The sequence below is a fragment of the Runella sp. R5_40 genome, from assembly GCF_057652295.1.
Genome location: NZ_JBYFCH010000010.1, coordinates 82785 through 97845, shown reverse-complemented (window position 1 = coordinate 97845; position 15061 = coordinate 82785). Strand labels below are relative to the sequence as shown.

11 protein-coding genes are annotated in these 15061 nt (G+C 43.5%); 7 read left to right on the top strand and 4 right to left on the bottom strand.

Annotated features, from left to right (window positions below; translation table 11 throughout):
• Nucleotides 1–11: 11 nt before the first annotated feature.
• Complete coding sequence (gene atpH, locus AC23N5_RS18145; RefSeq protein WP_122929504.1) at nt 12–548, top strand: ATP synthase F1 subunit delta; 537 nt, start codon at nt 12–14, stop codon at nt 546–548.
• 66 nt (nt 549–614) lie between these two features.
• Here atpH and AC23N5_RS18140 read toward each other — a convergent pair whose 3' ends face one another.
• Both AC23N5_RS18140 and AC23N5_RS18135 read right to left on the bottom strand, forming a co-directional pair.
• Entirely contained in the window at nt 615–884 is a 270-nt protein-coding gene (locus tag AC23N5_RS18140; protein WP_487756670.1) for a 4a-hydroxytetrahydrobiopterin dehydratase, read from the bottom strand.
• Between the two features lie 468 nt (nt 885–1352).
• Complete coding sequence (locus AC23N5_RS18135) at nt 1353–1922, bottom strand: MarC family protein (RefSeq protein ID WP_122929506.1); 570 nt, start codon at nt 1920–1922, stop codon at nt 1353–1355.
• Between the two features lie 316 nt (nt 1923–2238).
• Between AC23N5_RS18135 and AC23N5_RS18130 the strand changes: the two genes are divergently transcribed.
• From AC23N5_RS18130 to AC23N5_RS18120, 3 genes are all read left to right on the top strand, one after another.
• The gene (locus tag AC23N5_RS18130) at nt 2239–2607 is read left to right on the top strand and encodes a PadR family transcriptional regulator (RefSeq protein ID WP_183971772.1); all 369 of its coding nucleotides are present in this window, start codon (nt 2239–2241) and stop codon (nt 2605–2607) included.
• 7 nt (nt 2608–2614) lie between these two features.
• On the top strand, nt 2615–5146 hold the full coding sequence (locus AC23N5_RS18125; protein ID WP_487756669.1) for a GIN domain-containing protein: 2532 nt from the start codon (nt 2615–2617) through the stop codon (nt 5144–5146).
• A 275-nt stretch (nt 5147–5421) separates the two neighbouring features.
• Complete coding sequence (locus tag AC23N5_RS18120) at nt 5422–6240, top strand: hypothetical protein (protein WP_487756668.1); 819 nt, start codon at nt 5422–5424, stop codon at nt 6238–6240.
• 65 nt (nt 6241–6305) lie between these two features.
• Here the strand turns inward: AC23N5_RS18120 and AC23N5_RS18115 are convergent, their stop codons facing one another.
• Nucleotides 6306–7019: a YebC/PmpR family DNA-binding transcriptional regulator gene (locus AC23N5_RS18115; protein WP_183971686.1), complete on the bottom strand. Its 714-nt coding sequence runs from the start codon at nt 7017–7019 to the stop codon at nt 6306–6308.
• Nucleotides 7020–7073: 54 nt separating this feature from the next.
• Entirely contained in the window at nt 7074–8309 is a 1236-nt protein-coding gene (lysA, locus tag AC23N5_RS18110; RefSeq protein WP_183971773.1) for a diaminopimelate decarboxylase, read from the bottom strand.
• 136 nt (nt 8310–8445) lie between these two features.
• Here lysA and AC23N5_RS18105 point away from each other — a divergent pair, with 136 nt between their 5' ends.
• The 3 genes from AC23N5_RS18105 to AC23N5_RS18095 all read left to right on the top strand — a co-directional run bounded on the left by AC23N5_RS18105 (nt 8446) and on the right by AC23N5_RS18095 (nt 15026).
• Nucleotides 8446–9759: an alkaline phosphatase D family protein gene (locus tag AC23N5_RS18105; RefSeq protein WP_487756667.1), complete on the top strand. Its 1314-nt coding sequence runs from the start codon at nt 8446–8448 to the stop codon at nt 9757–9759.
• Between the two features lie 56 nt (nt 9760–9815).
• Nucleotides 9816–10592, top strand: a complete 777-nt coding sequence (locus tag AC23N5_RS18100) for an amidohydrolase (RefSeq protein ID WP_487756666.1) — start codon at nt 9816–9818, stop codon at nt 10590–10592.
• Between the two features lie 180 nt (nt 10593–10772).
• Nucleotides 10773–15026, top strand: a complete 4254-nt coding sequence (locus AC23N5_RS18095) for a T9SS type A sorting domain-containing protein (protein WP_487756665.1) — start codon at nt 10773–10775, stop codon at nt 15024–15026.
• Nucleotides 15027–15061: the final 35 nt, after the last annotated feature.

The window sequence follows — 15061 nt, the reverse complement described above, 5'->3', positions numbered from 1 at the left end:
CGCCGAAACAAATGTCTGAATCTACCGTAGCTTTACGATACGCTAAGTCATTGATTGATTTAGCAGAAGAAAAAAATGTAGTGGAAACTGTTTATAAAGACATGGTTCTTTTTAAAACCGTTTCCGACGATAATCGTGGGTTGATGTTGGCGTTGAAAAGCCCCGTCGTTCGCCATGATAAAAAACTCGCTATACTTAAAGGAGTGTTTCAAGATAAAGTAGATCCAGTTTCTTTTGGTATCTTCAATATCATCACTCACAAAAACCGTGAAGGTATCATGCACAGCATTGCCGACGCATTCATCAAATTGTACGATGAGCGTAAAGGCATTGTGAAAGCCTACATCACTTCTTCTACTGCATTGACGGATGCGTTGCGTAAGCAGTTCATTACGATTGTGGCAGAAGCTACTGGTAAAACAGTAGAGCTGGAGGAGAAAGTGGATGATAAGTTAATCGGAGGGTATATCCTTCGTGTAGGCGATCGCCAGGTAGATGCCTCGATTCGTAAACAACTGAATGACTTGAAATTAAAGTTACTCAATTAAGGTATTTTTTTATCTGCTTAGAGTGACAGAAGCCCTCTCTGCTTTGCGGAGAGGGCTTTTTTTTTGCTACATTTCGTCAAAAATAGCTTCGATGGCTTCGGCCAGTGCTTCGTCTTTTTCGGTGACTGTATTGCCCGCGTCGTGGGTAGTAAGCTCAATCGTTACTTTGTTCCAGACATTGGACCACCATGGGTGATGGTTCATGGCTTCGGCTACTTCGGCTACCTTGGTCATAAATGCAAAGGCTTCTTTGAAGTCTTCAAATTCGTATTCACGAACTAGCTTGTTGTTTTGTTCTATCCACATATCATTTATTTTGTTAAGAAACTGTATCATTAACGGGGTTGTGAGCATTTGAGTGCCTCTGGTTTCTCAAAACCAGAGGACATTGCGCGCTTCACTGGGTTGTGAGCAACCCTTTTTGAGGTTTTGAGAAACCTCAAGCACTTTTGAGTGCCTCCCTATGTGCCACTGGTTTCTCAAAACCAGAGGACATTGCGCGATTCATTGGGTTGTGAGCAACCCTTTTTGAGGTTTTGAGAAACCTCAAGCACTTGTTTGTGCCACTGGTTTCTCAAAACCAGTGGACATTGCGCGCTTCACGGGGTTGTGAGCAACCCCTTTTTGAGGTTTTGAGAAACCTCAAGCACTTGTGAGTGCCTCCCTATGTGCCTCTGGTTTCTCAAAACCAGAGGACATTGCGCGATTCATTGGGTTGTGAGCAACCCTTTTTGAGGTTTTGAGAAACCTCAGGCACTGTTGAGAAACCTCAAGCACTTTTGAGAAACCTCAAGCACTACAGCACTATAGTGTACTTCTAAATAATTTGATGGAAATGGCGATGAGAATTAACCCAAATATTTTGCGCAATACGTCAGTGCCCGCTACGCCCAATTGTCGCTCAATCCATGCCGATGAACGCAGTACCAGGTAAATAAAAACAAGGTTAATGAGGATACCAACAATGATATTTATCTCTTGGTAAGCAGCTTTGAGCGACAGAATGGTCGTCATAGTACCTGCCCCCGCAATCATGGGAAAAGCAATCGGAACGATAGAGGTGGCATTGGTATGAACGGCATCGTGTTTGAAGATGTTTCGCCCAAGAATCATTTCAAGACCAATCAAGAATAAAATCAGGGCACCTGCAACGGCAAAGGAGGCAACATCAACGCCAAAAAGCTTCAAAATTTCTTTCCCAACGTACAGAAATGCAATCATCAAGCCGCCCGAAACTAGGGTAGCTCGGCGGGCATTGATGCTGCCTGCCTTTTTTCGGAGGTCGATGATAATGGGAATTGCCCCCAAAATGTCAATGACAGAGAATAGAATCAGCGTGACTGAAACGACCTCTTTGATGTTGAAGGAATACATGGAAATGGTTTTTGTGATGATGAGAAACAAAGATAGTACATTATTTTGCCGTTTATCCTTGAATTTTACCGTTTCAGTGAGTTTTGAAAATATTTTAGCCAAGTACCTTGCATCGCAAAGTACCTTATATTAGCTTTGTACCATGGATTACCAATTAACAGCCAATTGAAAACAAAAAAGGAAGTGCTGAGTGATAAGTGATAAACGATGAGTGATAAGCTGAGGCAAACTACTCATCACTTATCACTCTTAACTCATCATTCTAACAAATTCAGCCATGACGTTTAATCAAAAAATTCCAAAACATGACAGTAGCATGAATATTGAGAACGCTCAAGTGCAAATGCGAAAAGGGATTCTAGAGTTTTGCATTATGCACATCATTTCTCGCGGCGAGGTGTATGCCTCGGATATGCTTGATGAACTCACCTCCGCCAAAATTATGGTCGTTGAGGGAACGCTTTACCCGTTATTGACTCGCCTCAAAAATTCGGGTTTGCTCGACTACAAATGGGTAGAGTCGCAGTCGGGGCCGCCACGTAAATACTACGTACTGACCGAAACGGGGAAAAAGTTTTTGGACGAAATGCAGCAAACGTGGAACGAGCTTTCGGACTCGGTCAATACGATTGTGCAGAAAACGCAGCATTTGGAGAACGAAAACAAAGAGTCATCTACTAACTAGATTTGCCATGAAAAAGACTATCAGCATCAACATCGCCGGTCTGATTTTTTATATTGAAGAGGACGGATACGATAAATTAAAAAATTACCTAAACTCCATTCAGAAGTATTTTTCGTCGTACGAAGACAGCAAAGAAATCATTTCTGACATCGAAGGCCGCATCGCCGAAAAGTTTTTAACCAAACAAAAATCAGCCGAACAGCAAGTAATTGCCCTCGACGACGTGGAGCAGCTTATCAAAAGCATGGGTACCGTTGCCGATTTTGAGGCCATCGAAGAGGAGGAAGACTTGGCGGATACAAAAGAAACGGTGGAAACTGCGGGTGAACCAAAACGCGAAAAAACTACCACCGAAGCTCCATCGGTGCCATATGCGCCCAAAAAACTCGTAAGAGACACCAAACGTAAATTGCTCGGTGGCGTTTGTGCAGGCATTGCCCACTATTTCAATACCGATCCACTTTTGATTCGTTTAATCTTTTTGTTCTTCTTTTTGGGGCTTCCCGCTGGAGGTGGCATGATTGGAGACGAAGTAGCAGAGATATTTGGCCCGATCAGCGGATTTATTTTTATTGTTTATATCGCGTGTTGGGTGGCTTTTCCAGGGTCAACAACGCTGGAGGAAGACGTAAATTTGAAGAAATTTTACCGCGACCCCGATAAAAAAGTAGTAGGTGGGGTAGCCTCTGGGGTAGCCGCTTATTTTGGAGTGGACTTGGGTGTGGTTCGGTTTGCGTGGGTGTTGAGTATCTTATTGTTTGGCTCGGGGTTGTTGTTGTACATCGTTTTATGGCTCATTACCCCGAGAGCCAATACGTTGACCGAAAAAATGGAAATGACGGGCCAGCCTATTACGCTCGAAAACATTGAAACAAACGTCAAAAAAGCCCTTCAGCCTGAACAACAAAAAGAAGAAAGTATTTTAACAAAACTGTTGCTTTTGCCTTTTCGTGCCATTGCGGCCATTTTTAGTGGATTGACGCCCTTGATGCGATTTTTGGTAGTGGTAATGCGCATTTTTGCAGGTTTAATTTTAGTAATGGTGGGCGCAAGTGCGCTGATTGGTCTTATCACTGCGTTGTTTGCTGTGCTGGGCTTAGGAACGTGGGATTTTGGGTCGATTGATAGCGATTTTATGCCGCTCAACTTCTTTTTTGGTGAAGTAACCCCCGTTGCTTACGTGTTTTTGTTCATGGCGATTGGCGCTCCTTTTGCAATTATTGCATGGTTGGGAGTGTCGTTGTTGACCAAAGAAAACAAATTTACGGCTTCTATTTGGCAAACATTGCTCGGTCTGTTTTTGGTGGGAATCATCGGAAGTACCGTTTATGGCGTACGATATGGCTCAAACTTCCGTCGGAATGGTAGCGTAGAAAAGGTGCAAACCTACAAACTTCCTGCTAACCCTATTTTGCTGGAGTTGAATGACAACGGCGACAGCGATAATTACAACAATACACACCTTGATTTGGATGGTTATGATGGAACAGAGGCAAAGCTTGAGCTTGAATTTCGTTCGCAAGGACGTTCGCGTCAAGATGCGGAGTTTAATGCCTCCAATATCCTTTACAACGTAAAACAAAGCGACTCTTCGATTGTGTTTGATGAAGACTTTATGTTGTCAGACAAAGCGCCGCGCTTTAGAGGCCAAAACGTGAGAATGCAATTCTATTTGCCTTACAATAAGGCGTTTAAGATGACCCGCGATTTTTACAACCACTTTTGGGGAGTTCGTCAGCGCAGCCAATACGAATATGATTTGGAGGTAAATAATGAAATATTCAAAACGTTGAAGTGGACTATTAAATCAGACTCAGGCTTGGTTTGTCTCGATCGCCCCATTTTAAAGGAAGAACACGATGGAAGTTACGGTGATAATGATAGCCACATTGATGAAATCAGCGGGGGAATCGAATCTGGATTGAACGATGCGTTTGATAAATCGTTTGAGGCTAGGGGGGAAATGGTAAAACAATTTGACCTCAGTGGTTTTGACAAAGTGCGAGTAGGTGGGGCATTTGTGGTTAAGATAGAACAAGGAACTGAGTTTAAAGTAACTGCCGATGGCCGTGAGGAAGATTTGGATGAGGTTGAAGCCAAAGTAAATGACGGGGTTTTGAAAATCGAAAATCGTAAAAAAGCTAAACTGTTTGCAAATAATAAGCGGGTGGGTATTACCATCACGATGCCTAAACTTGAATCGGTGGATTTGTCTGGGGCAACGTTGACCAAAATAACAGGATTTACCAACAGTAACGATTTGAAAGTAGAGATTTCGGGTGCGTCAAAAACCTTGATTAATGTCAATGTAAAAGAACTGAAGCTAGATGTTTCGGGAGCATCTAAAGTGGAACTCCACGGTAGAGCCAATACCCTTGAGGCTGATTTGTCGGGTGCTTGTACGCTTGATACCGAACAAATGCAGATTCAAAATGCCAACGTGGAAGCGTCGGGTGTTAGTAAGGCAAACTTAGGGTCGATTCCAAACCTTCAGTCGTCGGCGTCGGGAGCAAGCCGCATTCGTCGCCAAGGAGAATAAAATATCATTTTTGTAGTGTGGGAGGGATGGCCGTTGGTCATCCCTCTTTTCGTTTGTTCAGATGGGCAGACCATTTTGCTAAAATAAATCTAGGAATTACTATTTTAGGCATTTTTTTTGTGGAGAGAGGCAAACTCCATTAGAAACATGTTGCTTGATGGGTTTTTGAGGGTATTTTACCTAAAAAGCCCCAATAGGAAATAAAGGTAAGACTTGGCATTTTTTTTGATGGAGATTTAAGATAGTTTTGACTTGGTCATAACCAACCTATAGATATGTTAGATAAATCAAGATATTACTGGGCGGTTCTAGTGATTTTACTAGGAGGTGTCGCTCTGATTGACGCGTGCCGTCCAAGAGGAGGAGACGACGTAGAACCCATTGACTCTACTGCCTTGTCTTCGTGTATTTTACTCAACGAAAAAGTGAATGGAATTTTACTGCGTACGTACGAATTCGACTCAACCCGCCGCTTAGAGCGAATGGTTGAGTATGCGGGGATTGAACCAAACAATAGAATTATCAAAAGATATACTTTTGAATACACTTCTAAAACCCGACTCATTCGTATTCGGGAGACAAATTTGGCTGTCAAAGACAATAGCTTTATTTATGAATTGGACTACGACCGCGACTCCAAATTGAAAACAATTCGGCCGTTTAGGGTCTATAATTCGGGGCCTAAGTTGGAAGATTCGTTGAAAATTACCTACGGAACCAACAATCGAATTTCGGAAATAAAGTCAAGAACAGGACTTACGTCAAAGTGGGAATACGATACAGCGGCTAACGTCAAAAAGTGGTTTATTCGTAAGCCATTGAGCCAAACAGATAGCTTGGTGGCCGAGTACGGTTCGTACGACGACAAAGTAAATATTTATGCGTTTGCGGAAGGAATGCAGGTAGTTAATCTGCTTAATGGGCGTCCTCACAGCCGAAGAAACCCGTTGACGTACGTGACGGGGGGGCAGAGTGTGGAAGTTTCGTATCAGTACAATACCAAACGGGTTCCGACGCAGGTAGTGATGAAATTTAAATCAAGCGACAATACACTTCGAGAAACGGTGTATTTGTATGAGTTGAATTGTAAATAATGGTTGGAGTTCGGAATGAGCGAATGGATAGATTGTCATTCACTCATTCCGAACTCGACAGCATTTTACTTCATATTGGTATAGACGTTCTGAACGTCGTCGTCTTCCTCAATCTTCATAATGAGCTTTTCAACCTCAGCTGCTTGTTCTTCGGTAAGCTCTTTCATCTCCGTCGGAATACGCGTAAATTCTGCACCTTTCAGTTCGTAGCCTTTTTCTTCCAAGTATTTTTGAAGGGCACCAAAGGCCGTAAATTCGCCATAGATGTTGATTTCATTGGTTTCTTCGTCGATGAAAAGTTCTTCGGCGCCAAAATCAATCAATTCAAACTCCAATTCTTCCAAGTCAGCACCCGTATTGGCGATTTTGAACACGCATTTGCGGTCAAATAAGAAATCAAGCATTCCCGAAATCCCCAAAGAACCGCCAAGTTTGTTGAAATAGCTACGTACGTTGGCAACAGTTCGGTTGTTGTTGTCGGTGGTGGCTTCAATCAAAATCGCAATTCCGTGTGGGCCTTTTCCTTCCAAAACTACCTCTTTATAGTCTTCTTGGTCTTTAGAAGTAGCCCGTTTGATTGCTCTTTCTACGTTATCTTTAGGCATATTTGCCGCCTTAGCGTTTTGGATGATTGCCCGCAAACGTGAGTTGTTTTGAGGGTCAGATCCACCTGCTTTTACGGCCATTACAATATCTTTTCCGATGCGGGTAAACGTCTTAGACATCATCCCCCAACGCTTTAGCTTACTAGCTTTACGGTATTCAAACGCGCGTCCCATTGGGTAACTTTATTTTATTGATTAGAATTTAGATTAGCATTATTGGGCAATCTCTTACAACTCAAGTAATACTTGGTTTCTTAGAATGTCGTCCATCGTTTCGCGTTCACGAATTACATGGGCTTGCCCGTTATAGACGAGTACTTCCGCAGGGCGATAGCGGCTATTGTACTGGCTACTCATGGTAAACCCGTATGCGCCTGCATTGAGCAGTGCCAGAATATCCCCTTCGCGGACTTCGTTTAGTTCTCGGTCTTTGGCAAAGGTATCTGTTTCACAAATGTATCCTACGACGTCGTACGTGCCTTTGCTTTCCGTTTCAGGGTTTGACACGTTGACAATGTGGTGGTAAGCATCGTACATCATTGGACGAATAAGGTGATTTAACCCCGAATTTACCCCTACGAAAGTACGTCCAGGGGCTTGTTTTACCATGTTGGCATGTACCAAAAGCACCCCAGCTTCACTTACCAAAAACTTCCCAGGCTCAAACCAAAGTTGAAGCTCTCTACCCAGCGTTTCGCTCAGTTTTAAGAAGGCTTCGCTCAGTTTTGCGCCTAATTCGGGCATATTAGTCGTGTAATCGCCTTCTTTGTAGGCTACTTTAAAACCACCGCCTAAATCTATGATTTGAAGATTTGGGAAAGAATGAGCAAAGTCAAAAATCACATCGGCAGCTTTCACAAAAGCTTCGGCTTCTTTGATGTCCGAACCAGTGTGTTGGTGAAGTCCAACAACGTTGATATTGTATTTTTCGACGATTGCTAAAATTTCATCGCGTTGACGAATATCAATTCCAAATTTAGAGCCTTCGTGGGCGGTCATTATTTTGGCGTTTCCTCCTGCGGCGACGTTCGGTTTGATACGAATCATGCAAGGCACACGATTGCCGTAGCGTTGGCCAAATTTTTCGAGCACATTCAAGTTGTCGAGGTTAATGATAGCGCCTGTTTCGACGGCCGCCTCGATTTCGTCAAACGAAACACCGCTGGGCGTAAACGTGACTTGGGTGCCTTCAAAACCCGCATGAAGGGCTAGTTGAAGCTCTTGGGGAGAAACGACGTCGATTTCAACCCCGTTTTGGCGCATAAGTTTCAGAATCGAAACGTTGGTGAGTGCTTTACACGCAAACTTAATTTTAAGCTTGACGTTCGGGAAAGCACTTTTAAGCTCGTCGATTTTTTCAACGATTTTGTTGGCGTCATACACGTATAGCGGTGTGCCAAATTGCTGTGCAATGTCAAGAACAGCTACGTTTTGAATCTGGTATTGGTGGTTGATAATCTGCATGGGCTGAAATTTCGAGCCGCAAAGATAGTGGATGCCAGTTGCTTTGTCAAAAAACAAATCTTTCATAAAATGTTAAACTCAGCAAGCGGCGACCAACAGGTGTTTGTATTAACTTGCACCAAAAATACGCCTAATCATGATAAAAAAATCTTCATCACTCCTAATCTGTCTTTTTATTGCGCTTCGTTCCCTTGCGCAAGTTCAATCGGGTCCCATGGTGGGTTATTCCGAAATGCGTGAAGTTTTGCTTTGGGTTCAGACCAAACAAGCAGCCAAAGTAAAATTTATGTACTGGGAACAGGGCAATCCTACCCAAAAAATGAGTACGGACGAATTGTTAACCCAAAAAGACAAAGCGTTTGTCGCGAAACTAATCGCCGACCAAGTTCAGCCTAGTAAAAAGTACGATTACGAACTGTGGGTTGATGGTAAAAAAATGAGTTTTAGCTATCCACTTTCGTTTCAAAGCCAAACGTTGTGGCAATGGCGCACCGACCCACCTGCTTTTAAATTTGCCTTTGGAAGTTGCGCTTATGTCAATGACGCCCCCTACGACCGCCCTTCGGCTTATGGTGGTGATTATGACATTTACACTGCTATATACCAACAAAAACCCGACTTTATGGTATGGGGTGGCGACAATACGTACCTACGCGAACCCGATTGGAACACCCGCACGGGTGTGTTGTACCGCAATACCCACACGCGTTCGTTGTCGCAGTTGCAGCCTTTGTTAGCCTCTACCCACAACTACGCCATTTGGGATGACCACGATTTTGGGCCAAACGACTCTGACCGTAGTTTTGCTCTTAAAAACATGACTTCAGAGGCGTTTCGTTTGTTTTGGGGAAATCCCAATTACGTTTTTGAAGGAGCTTGTACCAGCACTTTTGAGTGGGGAGATGCCCAGTTTTTTATGTTGGACGACCGCTGGTTTCGTTCACCCAATAACCGAAAAGACGACCGAACGTATTTTGGGGAAGCGCAACTCCGTTGGTTGATTGATGCCTTGGTAGGAAGTAAAGCGACGTTCAAGTTTATCGTTGCAGGTGGACAAATCCTCAATACGGCCGCTTTGTTTGAAAATTATGCAACGTATGGCGAAGAGCGGGCGTTGTTGCTTCAAAAAATAGCCGAGGCTAATATTCCAGGCGTATTGTTTTTAACTGGCGACCGCCACCACACAGTGCTTCACCGTTTGAATCGTTTTGGTACCTATCCATTGTACGATTTTACAGTATCTCCGCTGACATCGGGGGCGGGAAAACCAGCCGATGCTGAAAAAACAACCGAAACGTACGTAGCAGGTACCAATGTAGAGAATAAGCGTAATTTTGGTATGTTTGAAATAACAGGGCCAGAAAAAAATCGTGTACTAAAAGTAACAATTTACGATGCCAAAGGAAGCCAACAGTGGCAACGCGAAATCAAAGCGAGTGAATTGAAATAACAGAAAAGAGACCTTCCAAGATGTTAAAACTTGGAAGGTCTAAAAGATACAAAAAGATGGATTTAAGAGTAGCGCTGATTCAAACCGATTTATATTGGGAAAATGCAACGGCCAACTTGGCTTCAATGGAAGAAAAAATAGCCAACATCACCGAACAAGTGGATGTCATCGTTTTACCCGAAATGTTTACAACGGGTTTTACGATGAATCCTGCTTCGGTGGCCGAGCCCATGAACCTGACTACCACCAAGTGGATGCAGCAAATGGCCGCGCAAACGGGCGCAGTAGTGACGGGAAGTTTTGTCGCCAAAGAAGGAACAAACTATTTTAATCGACTGCTTTGGGTAGAGCCAAACGGTGCATACGACCATTATGACAAACGACATTTGTTTCGAATGGCGCGGGAGCATGAGTCGTACGAGGCTGGTAGTAAGCGTATTATCAAAGAATGGAAGGGCTGGAGAATTTGTCCGCTGATTTGTTACGATTTACGTTTTCCCGTGTGGTCGCGCAATGTAGCCCTCCAATACGACTTGCTGCTGTACGTCGCCAACTGGCCCGCTGTTCGTAGCCATGTTTGGAATACGCTACTTCAAGCTCGTGCCATTGAAAACCTGAGTTATGTTGTTGGAGTCAACCGCATTGGCAATGACGGGAATGGTATTCCACACACAGGCGACTCCGCCGTAGTTGATTTTAAAGGGGAGGTATTGGAGCGGACATCAGGGGAGGAACGCATTATTATTTATACATTACAAAAAGAATCATTGACTGCTTTCCGAACGCGTTTTCCCGCGCATTTGGATGCCGATGAGTTTGTTATACGTTTATAAACATATACCATTACCGCTAAATAAATTTACATTTTTTTAGCATAAGTAAAAGAGAGGCATTGTGTATCTTTGGTATCTAAAGTACACAATGCCTCTCTTTTTGTGCTTTTGCAGTGCCATTTACACATTCTATAAATCAATTTTTTCAACCTCTTCCCATTAACTTTAACAAGAAAAAGTATGGACAATTTTTCTACTTTCCGATACGTCTGTCGGGTCGCTCTTTTAACGATGACTCCCAAAAAGGAGATGCTTATATGCTTGTTGTTTTCTCTATTAAGTAGTATTGCTTTTGGGCAAACTCGAACATGGGACGGGTCGGATAGCGATGATTGGAATACTGCTGCAAACTGGAGTGGGAATGCTATTCCCAATTCTTCAAATAATGTGGTTATTCCTGCTGCTCCTTCAAATCAACCTAAAATTAGTGCTACTGCTAATGCGAGAACAGTCGAGGTACAAAGTGGAGCTACCTTAACGATTACATCTACGGGAACGCTTACGACCAGTAATTATAGGTTGATTGGGATTATTTCAGCCTCGGTTCACAATTTGGGGACAATTAACAATGAGGGCAATTTTATTCTAAGTATTTCGGGAATTGTAGGACTAGGCTTTAGAAATGTTGGAACGTTAAATAACAAAACAACGGGAGAATTAAAAATTGATAACTCGACGGTGAGTGGATTTACAACTGAAAGTGGGAGTACAGTCAATAATGAAGGGAAAATAGCAATAGGAAGTACTGGAAATATTGGTGCTACGGGGATTTTGATTGGTGGAAGTAATACTTTTAATAACAAATCAACAGGAACGATTACCATCGACCGAGCGGTGACAAATAGTATCAGCAACGGCTCGACGCTGACTAATGAGGGTACTATCAAGATAGGGTCAATTAACATTGGCGGATTGGTATCTGTCCTTAACACTGCTACATTTACTAATAAGGGTATCTTAGAAATAGACCGCGCTACGACTAATAGTATTAGCAATACAACAAATACCTTCACAAATGAAGGCACCATAAAACTAGGGGCAAATAACGGAAGTGGTATAACTGCTTTGTCAAACACTGCTACGTTTAATAATAAACCCACCGCTTCCATTTTGATTGACCGCGCGTCCCTTTCAAGCTTGTCTAACCTTCCTGGTGGTACTTTTACAAACGAAGGAAGCATTACAATCGGTGGAACAAACAGCGGTTCGCCAACGGGTATTGTAAATTCCTCCACTTTTAACAACACGGCGGGTGAAATAAAAGTGGATAAAACGACCCTTGTTGGGCTTTCAAACTTATTGGGGACGTTTACAAACGCCGCTAAAATTACGATTGGTAGTGCTGATGACGTCGGCGCAACAGGTTTGGCCAATACGGCTACTTTTAATAATAACTCAGGTGGTGAAATCAGTATCGACCGTGCAACAGGGAATGCCTTAAACAACCTCGCAGGAACCTTTACGAATAAAGCGAAAGTTGTCATAGAAGCGTTGGCTAGTGTGGCAGGAACGGGCGTTAACAATGCTTCTGGAGCTACTTTCGACAACAATGGTTGCGGTGCTTTGTTAAAATTAGTGTCTAATAGTGTGATTGCCAACGCAGGAACGTTTTCCAATTCAGGGCAAATAATTGAAAATGCGAGCGGAAACAGTGCCATTAGTTCCAATGCTGGAATTGTTCAAAATTTCAACGGTGGCACTTTTACAATCGGTTCAGGAACTCCTGTCTTTGCTACGGCTGCGACCAACCTCACAACCTGTGTACCCACCAACGGAATCGTTGATATTACGGGCTTGCACGCCTCTACAAGTTATACGGTAACTTCAACCAGCGGCCCAACGGTCAATGTAACAGCCTCCAGCGATGCTACGGGCAAGTTGTCCTTGACAGGTTTGGGAGCAGGCACCTATGCCCTTACGTTGAGTGGTAGTTGCGTTCCAGAAAATATATCGTTTTCGGCTACATTGACGGCTCCAGCTAATCCAAGTTTATTTACGGTAGCAGGTAGTGGTAGTTTTTGCCCCAATGGACTAGGTTTAGAAATTACTTTAAGTGGTTCGGCAACAGGGGTGAATTACAAACTCATGGAAGGCGTAAATTTAATTTCTACGGTGGCAGGAACAGGGAATCCGCTTTCATTTGGAAATATCCTTCAAGCGGGTACTTACACTGTAGAGGCCGTAAACGCAACGACGAACTGTTCTTCGACGATGACGGGCTCGGCTGTTTTAGTGGCGTACTCCATCCCAACGGCGACAATTTCGGGAGCAACAACCCTCTGTAAAGATGCAACTGCACCCGTTATTACTTTTACAGGTGCCAATGGGTCAGGGAATTATACGTTTAAATACACAATTAATGGTGGTTTAACCCAAGAAGTAACTACGAGTGGAGGAAATACGGCTACGGTGACTGTGCCCACCACCACTGCGGGCGTTTATACTTATACTTTGGTCAGTGTGAGTGACGCAAACTGCGGACAAAACCAGACGGGAGATGCGGTAGTGACCATTAATGGCAAGCCTACCATTAACCTGTTGTTGAATACCCAAACATTTATCGAAGGATCAACAACTGTTCTTTGCGATGCTGATGCAAATCCAGTTAATAATTTGTTATTCTCGGTGGCTACTTCTTGCGTAACGGGCACATTGATGTGGCGTACTCAGGTAGGAAATGGTGCTTGGGGCAGCTGGAGTTTAACCCCACCTGCAACTCAACCATCGGATGCCGTTGCGTATCGTTATCAAGCTTCGTGCGACGTAGCTTGTTCATCAACTTTCTCAGGTATAATCAATGTGGCAGTGCAGTATCGTGCTGCCGTACCTCAAAATGTTTCGATGGTGGCAGACGGAACAACCATTGCGGCGGGTGAATCAAAAAATGTGTGTGATATTGAAGGAAATACCCTCACTTTTAACGCAACTTGTGGGGCGGGAGAAATTGTTTTATATTCTGTTGATGGAGGTGATTATTCGTCGGTTGTGCCTACACAAATGGCAGATGGCGCAGTACACAATTACCGTGTTCGTTGCCGTAAATCAGACGGGACAATTTCTTGTATTGAGTCTGAATCGGCGGCGATGAGTTTGCGTCTGACGCCTGCTTTGGCGGCTCCTACGGTGAGTATTAGCCCAATGAACGGCTGTGGAACACCAACGGCAATGACAGGAGTTACTTCTTGCGGAGCGCTTCAAACAATATGGTATGATGCTACTACCCAACAGGCCATTAGCTCATTACCCGCACAAACCCCAACGGCTACTACTTCCTATTTTGCGCGCTGTCTATCGGCAACAGGTTGCCTAAGCATGGCAAGTAATACGGTCACTTTTACTTATTTCTCTACAACCACCGCTCCAGTAGTAACTGTCAGTTCAGATATCGTATGTGCTGGAACAGAAGTAACGGTTTCCTCTAATTGTCCTGCTCCTTCGGTGGCATTTTGGAACACGGGTGTTAAGGAAAGTAGCTTTAAAGTGGCCTTTAATAACGTGATTAGTCAGTCATATTGGGTAAAATGTATTTTCCCTAATGGTTGTGAAACGGCTTCTAGTACGCCCAAAGAAGTGCTTTGGAAAGCGTTTGATATTACCATTATTAACGTTGGACAAAGTCAATCAGCAACCAAGGAAGATAATAAATTAGCATGGGCGGGTCAATTTCTTACACCTGATGCGGGGCCATCGTTAGACAAAAGTTTGCAAACGAACCCTACGGTTTACTTCACTGAGCGGGTTAATAAAATGGCCCCCCGTTTTTGGACAATCAATGCGGAAGTATGTGCATTGGGGACAAGCGGGTCGTTGACGTTTGATATGTTGTTGACACCAGAAACTGGAGTACCGCGCTCTTTTAATACCCACGAAAACAACGCGCCTTATTTTATGTATGCTAATCGCGGGGGCTGGACAGAATTATATGCTCAAAATCACCCAGCGTATGGTTTTTATGAAGAAAATGGAAGCGGAGGTAACAAATATGATGAAGGGCTTCCGAAGGGCTTGTACAAGCTAAGTGTGCGTTATTGGGATGCAAAAGGGGAGGGTAGTATTTATCCTTCAAAACGCCTGCCTGTAGGAAACGTATTAGCTTACCAAGAATATTGGTTCAGAGTGGTTTCGGAAGAAGGGCCTGGCAAAGGAGCCGCGCGACAAGGGGTAATAACATCCGATAATGGTACATTGGCCGAAGTGATGCCTAACCCAGTGAAGAATGTTCTACAGGTGCAAATCAATGACAGCAAAGGCCAAACGTTTGACCTTCAGTTTACGGATATTTCAGGCCGTTTGATGCAATCAAAAAAGATTGTTGCTGAAACAAACCAACACAAAGAAACCTTGGATGTAACAGCACAGGGGGCTGGTATGTATTTCTTAAAGGTAGTAGGAGCTACAAAAAGTCAGACATTGAAAGTCTTGAAGATTGATTAAAAATGGAGAATAATAAAAAAAGGAGCTGCCTAGGC

Bases quoted from the DNA above. Each gene is read 5' to 3' on its own strand.
- atpH (WP_122929504.1), top strand. From the start codon at position 12: ATGTCTGAATCTACCGTAGCTTTACGATACGCTAAGTCATTGATTGAT.
- AC23N5_RS18140 (WP_487756670.1), bottom strand. From the start codon at position 884: ATGATACAGTTTCTTAACAAAATAAATGATATGTGGATAGAACAAAAC.
- AC23N5_RS18135 (WP_122929506.1), bottom strand. From the start codon at position 1,922: ATGTATTCCTTCAACATCAAAGAGGTCGTTTCAGTCACGCTGATTCTA.
- AC23N5_RS18130 (WP_183971772.1), top strand. From the start codon at position 2,239: ATGAATATTGAGAACGCTCAAGTGCAAATGCGAAAAGGGATTCTAGAG.
- AC23N5_RS18125 (WP_487756669.1), top strand. From the start codon at position 2,615: ATGAAAAAGACTATCAGCATCAACATCGCCGGTCTGATTTTTTATATT.
- AC23N5_RS18120 (WP_487756668.1), top strand. From the start codon at position 5,422: ATGTTAGATAAATCAAGATATTACTGGGCGGTTCTAGTGATTTTACTA.
- AC23N5_RS18115 (WP_183971686.1), bottom strand. From the start codon at position 7,019: ATGGGACGCGCGTTTGAATACCGTAAAGCTAGTAAGCTAAAGCGTTGG.
- lysA (WP_183971773.1), bottom strand. From the start codon at position 8,309: ATGCAGATTATCAACCACCAATACCAGATTCAAAACGTAGCTGTTCTT.
- AC23N5_RS18105 (WP_487756667.1), top strand. From the start codon at position 8,446: ATGATAAAAAAATCTTCATCACTCCTAATCTGTCTTTTTATTGCGCTT.
- AC23N5_RS18100 (WP_487756666.1), top strand. From the start codon at position 9,816: ATGGATTTAAGAGTAGCGCTGATTCAAACCGATTTATATTGGGAAAAT.
- AC23N5_RS18095 (WP_487756665.1), top strand. From the start codon at position 10,773: ATGGACAATTTTTCTACTTTCCGATACGTCTGTCGGGTCGCTCTTTTA.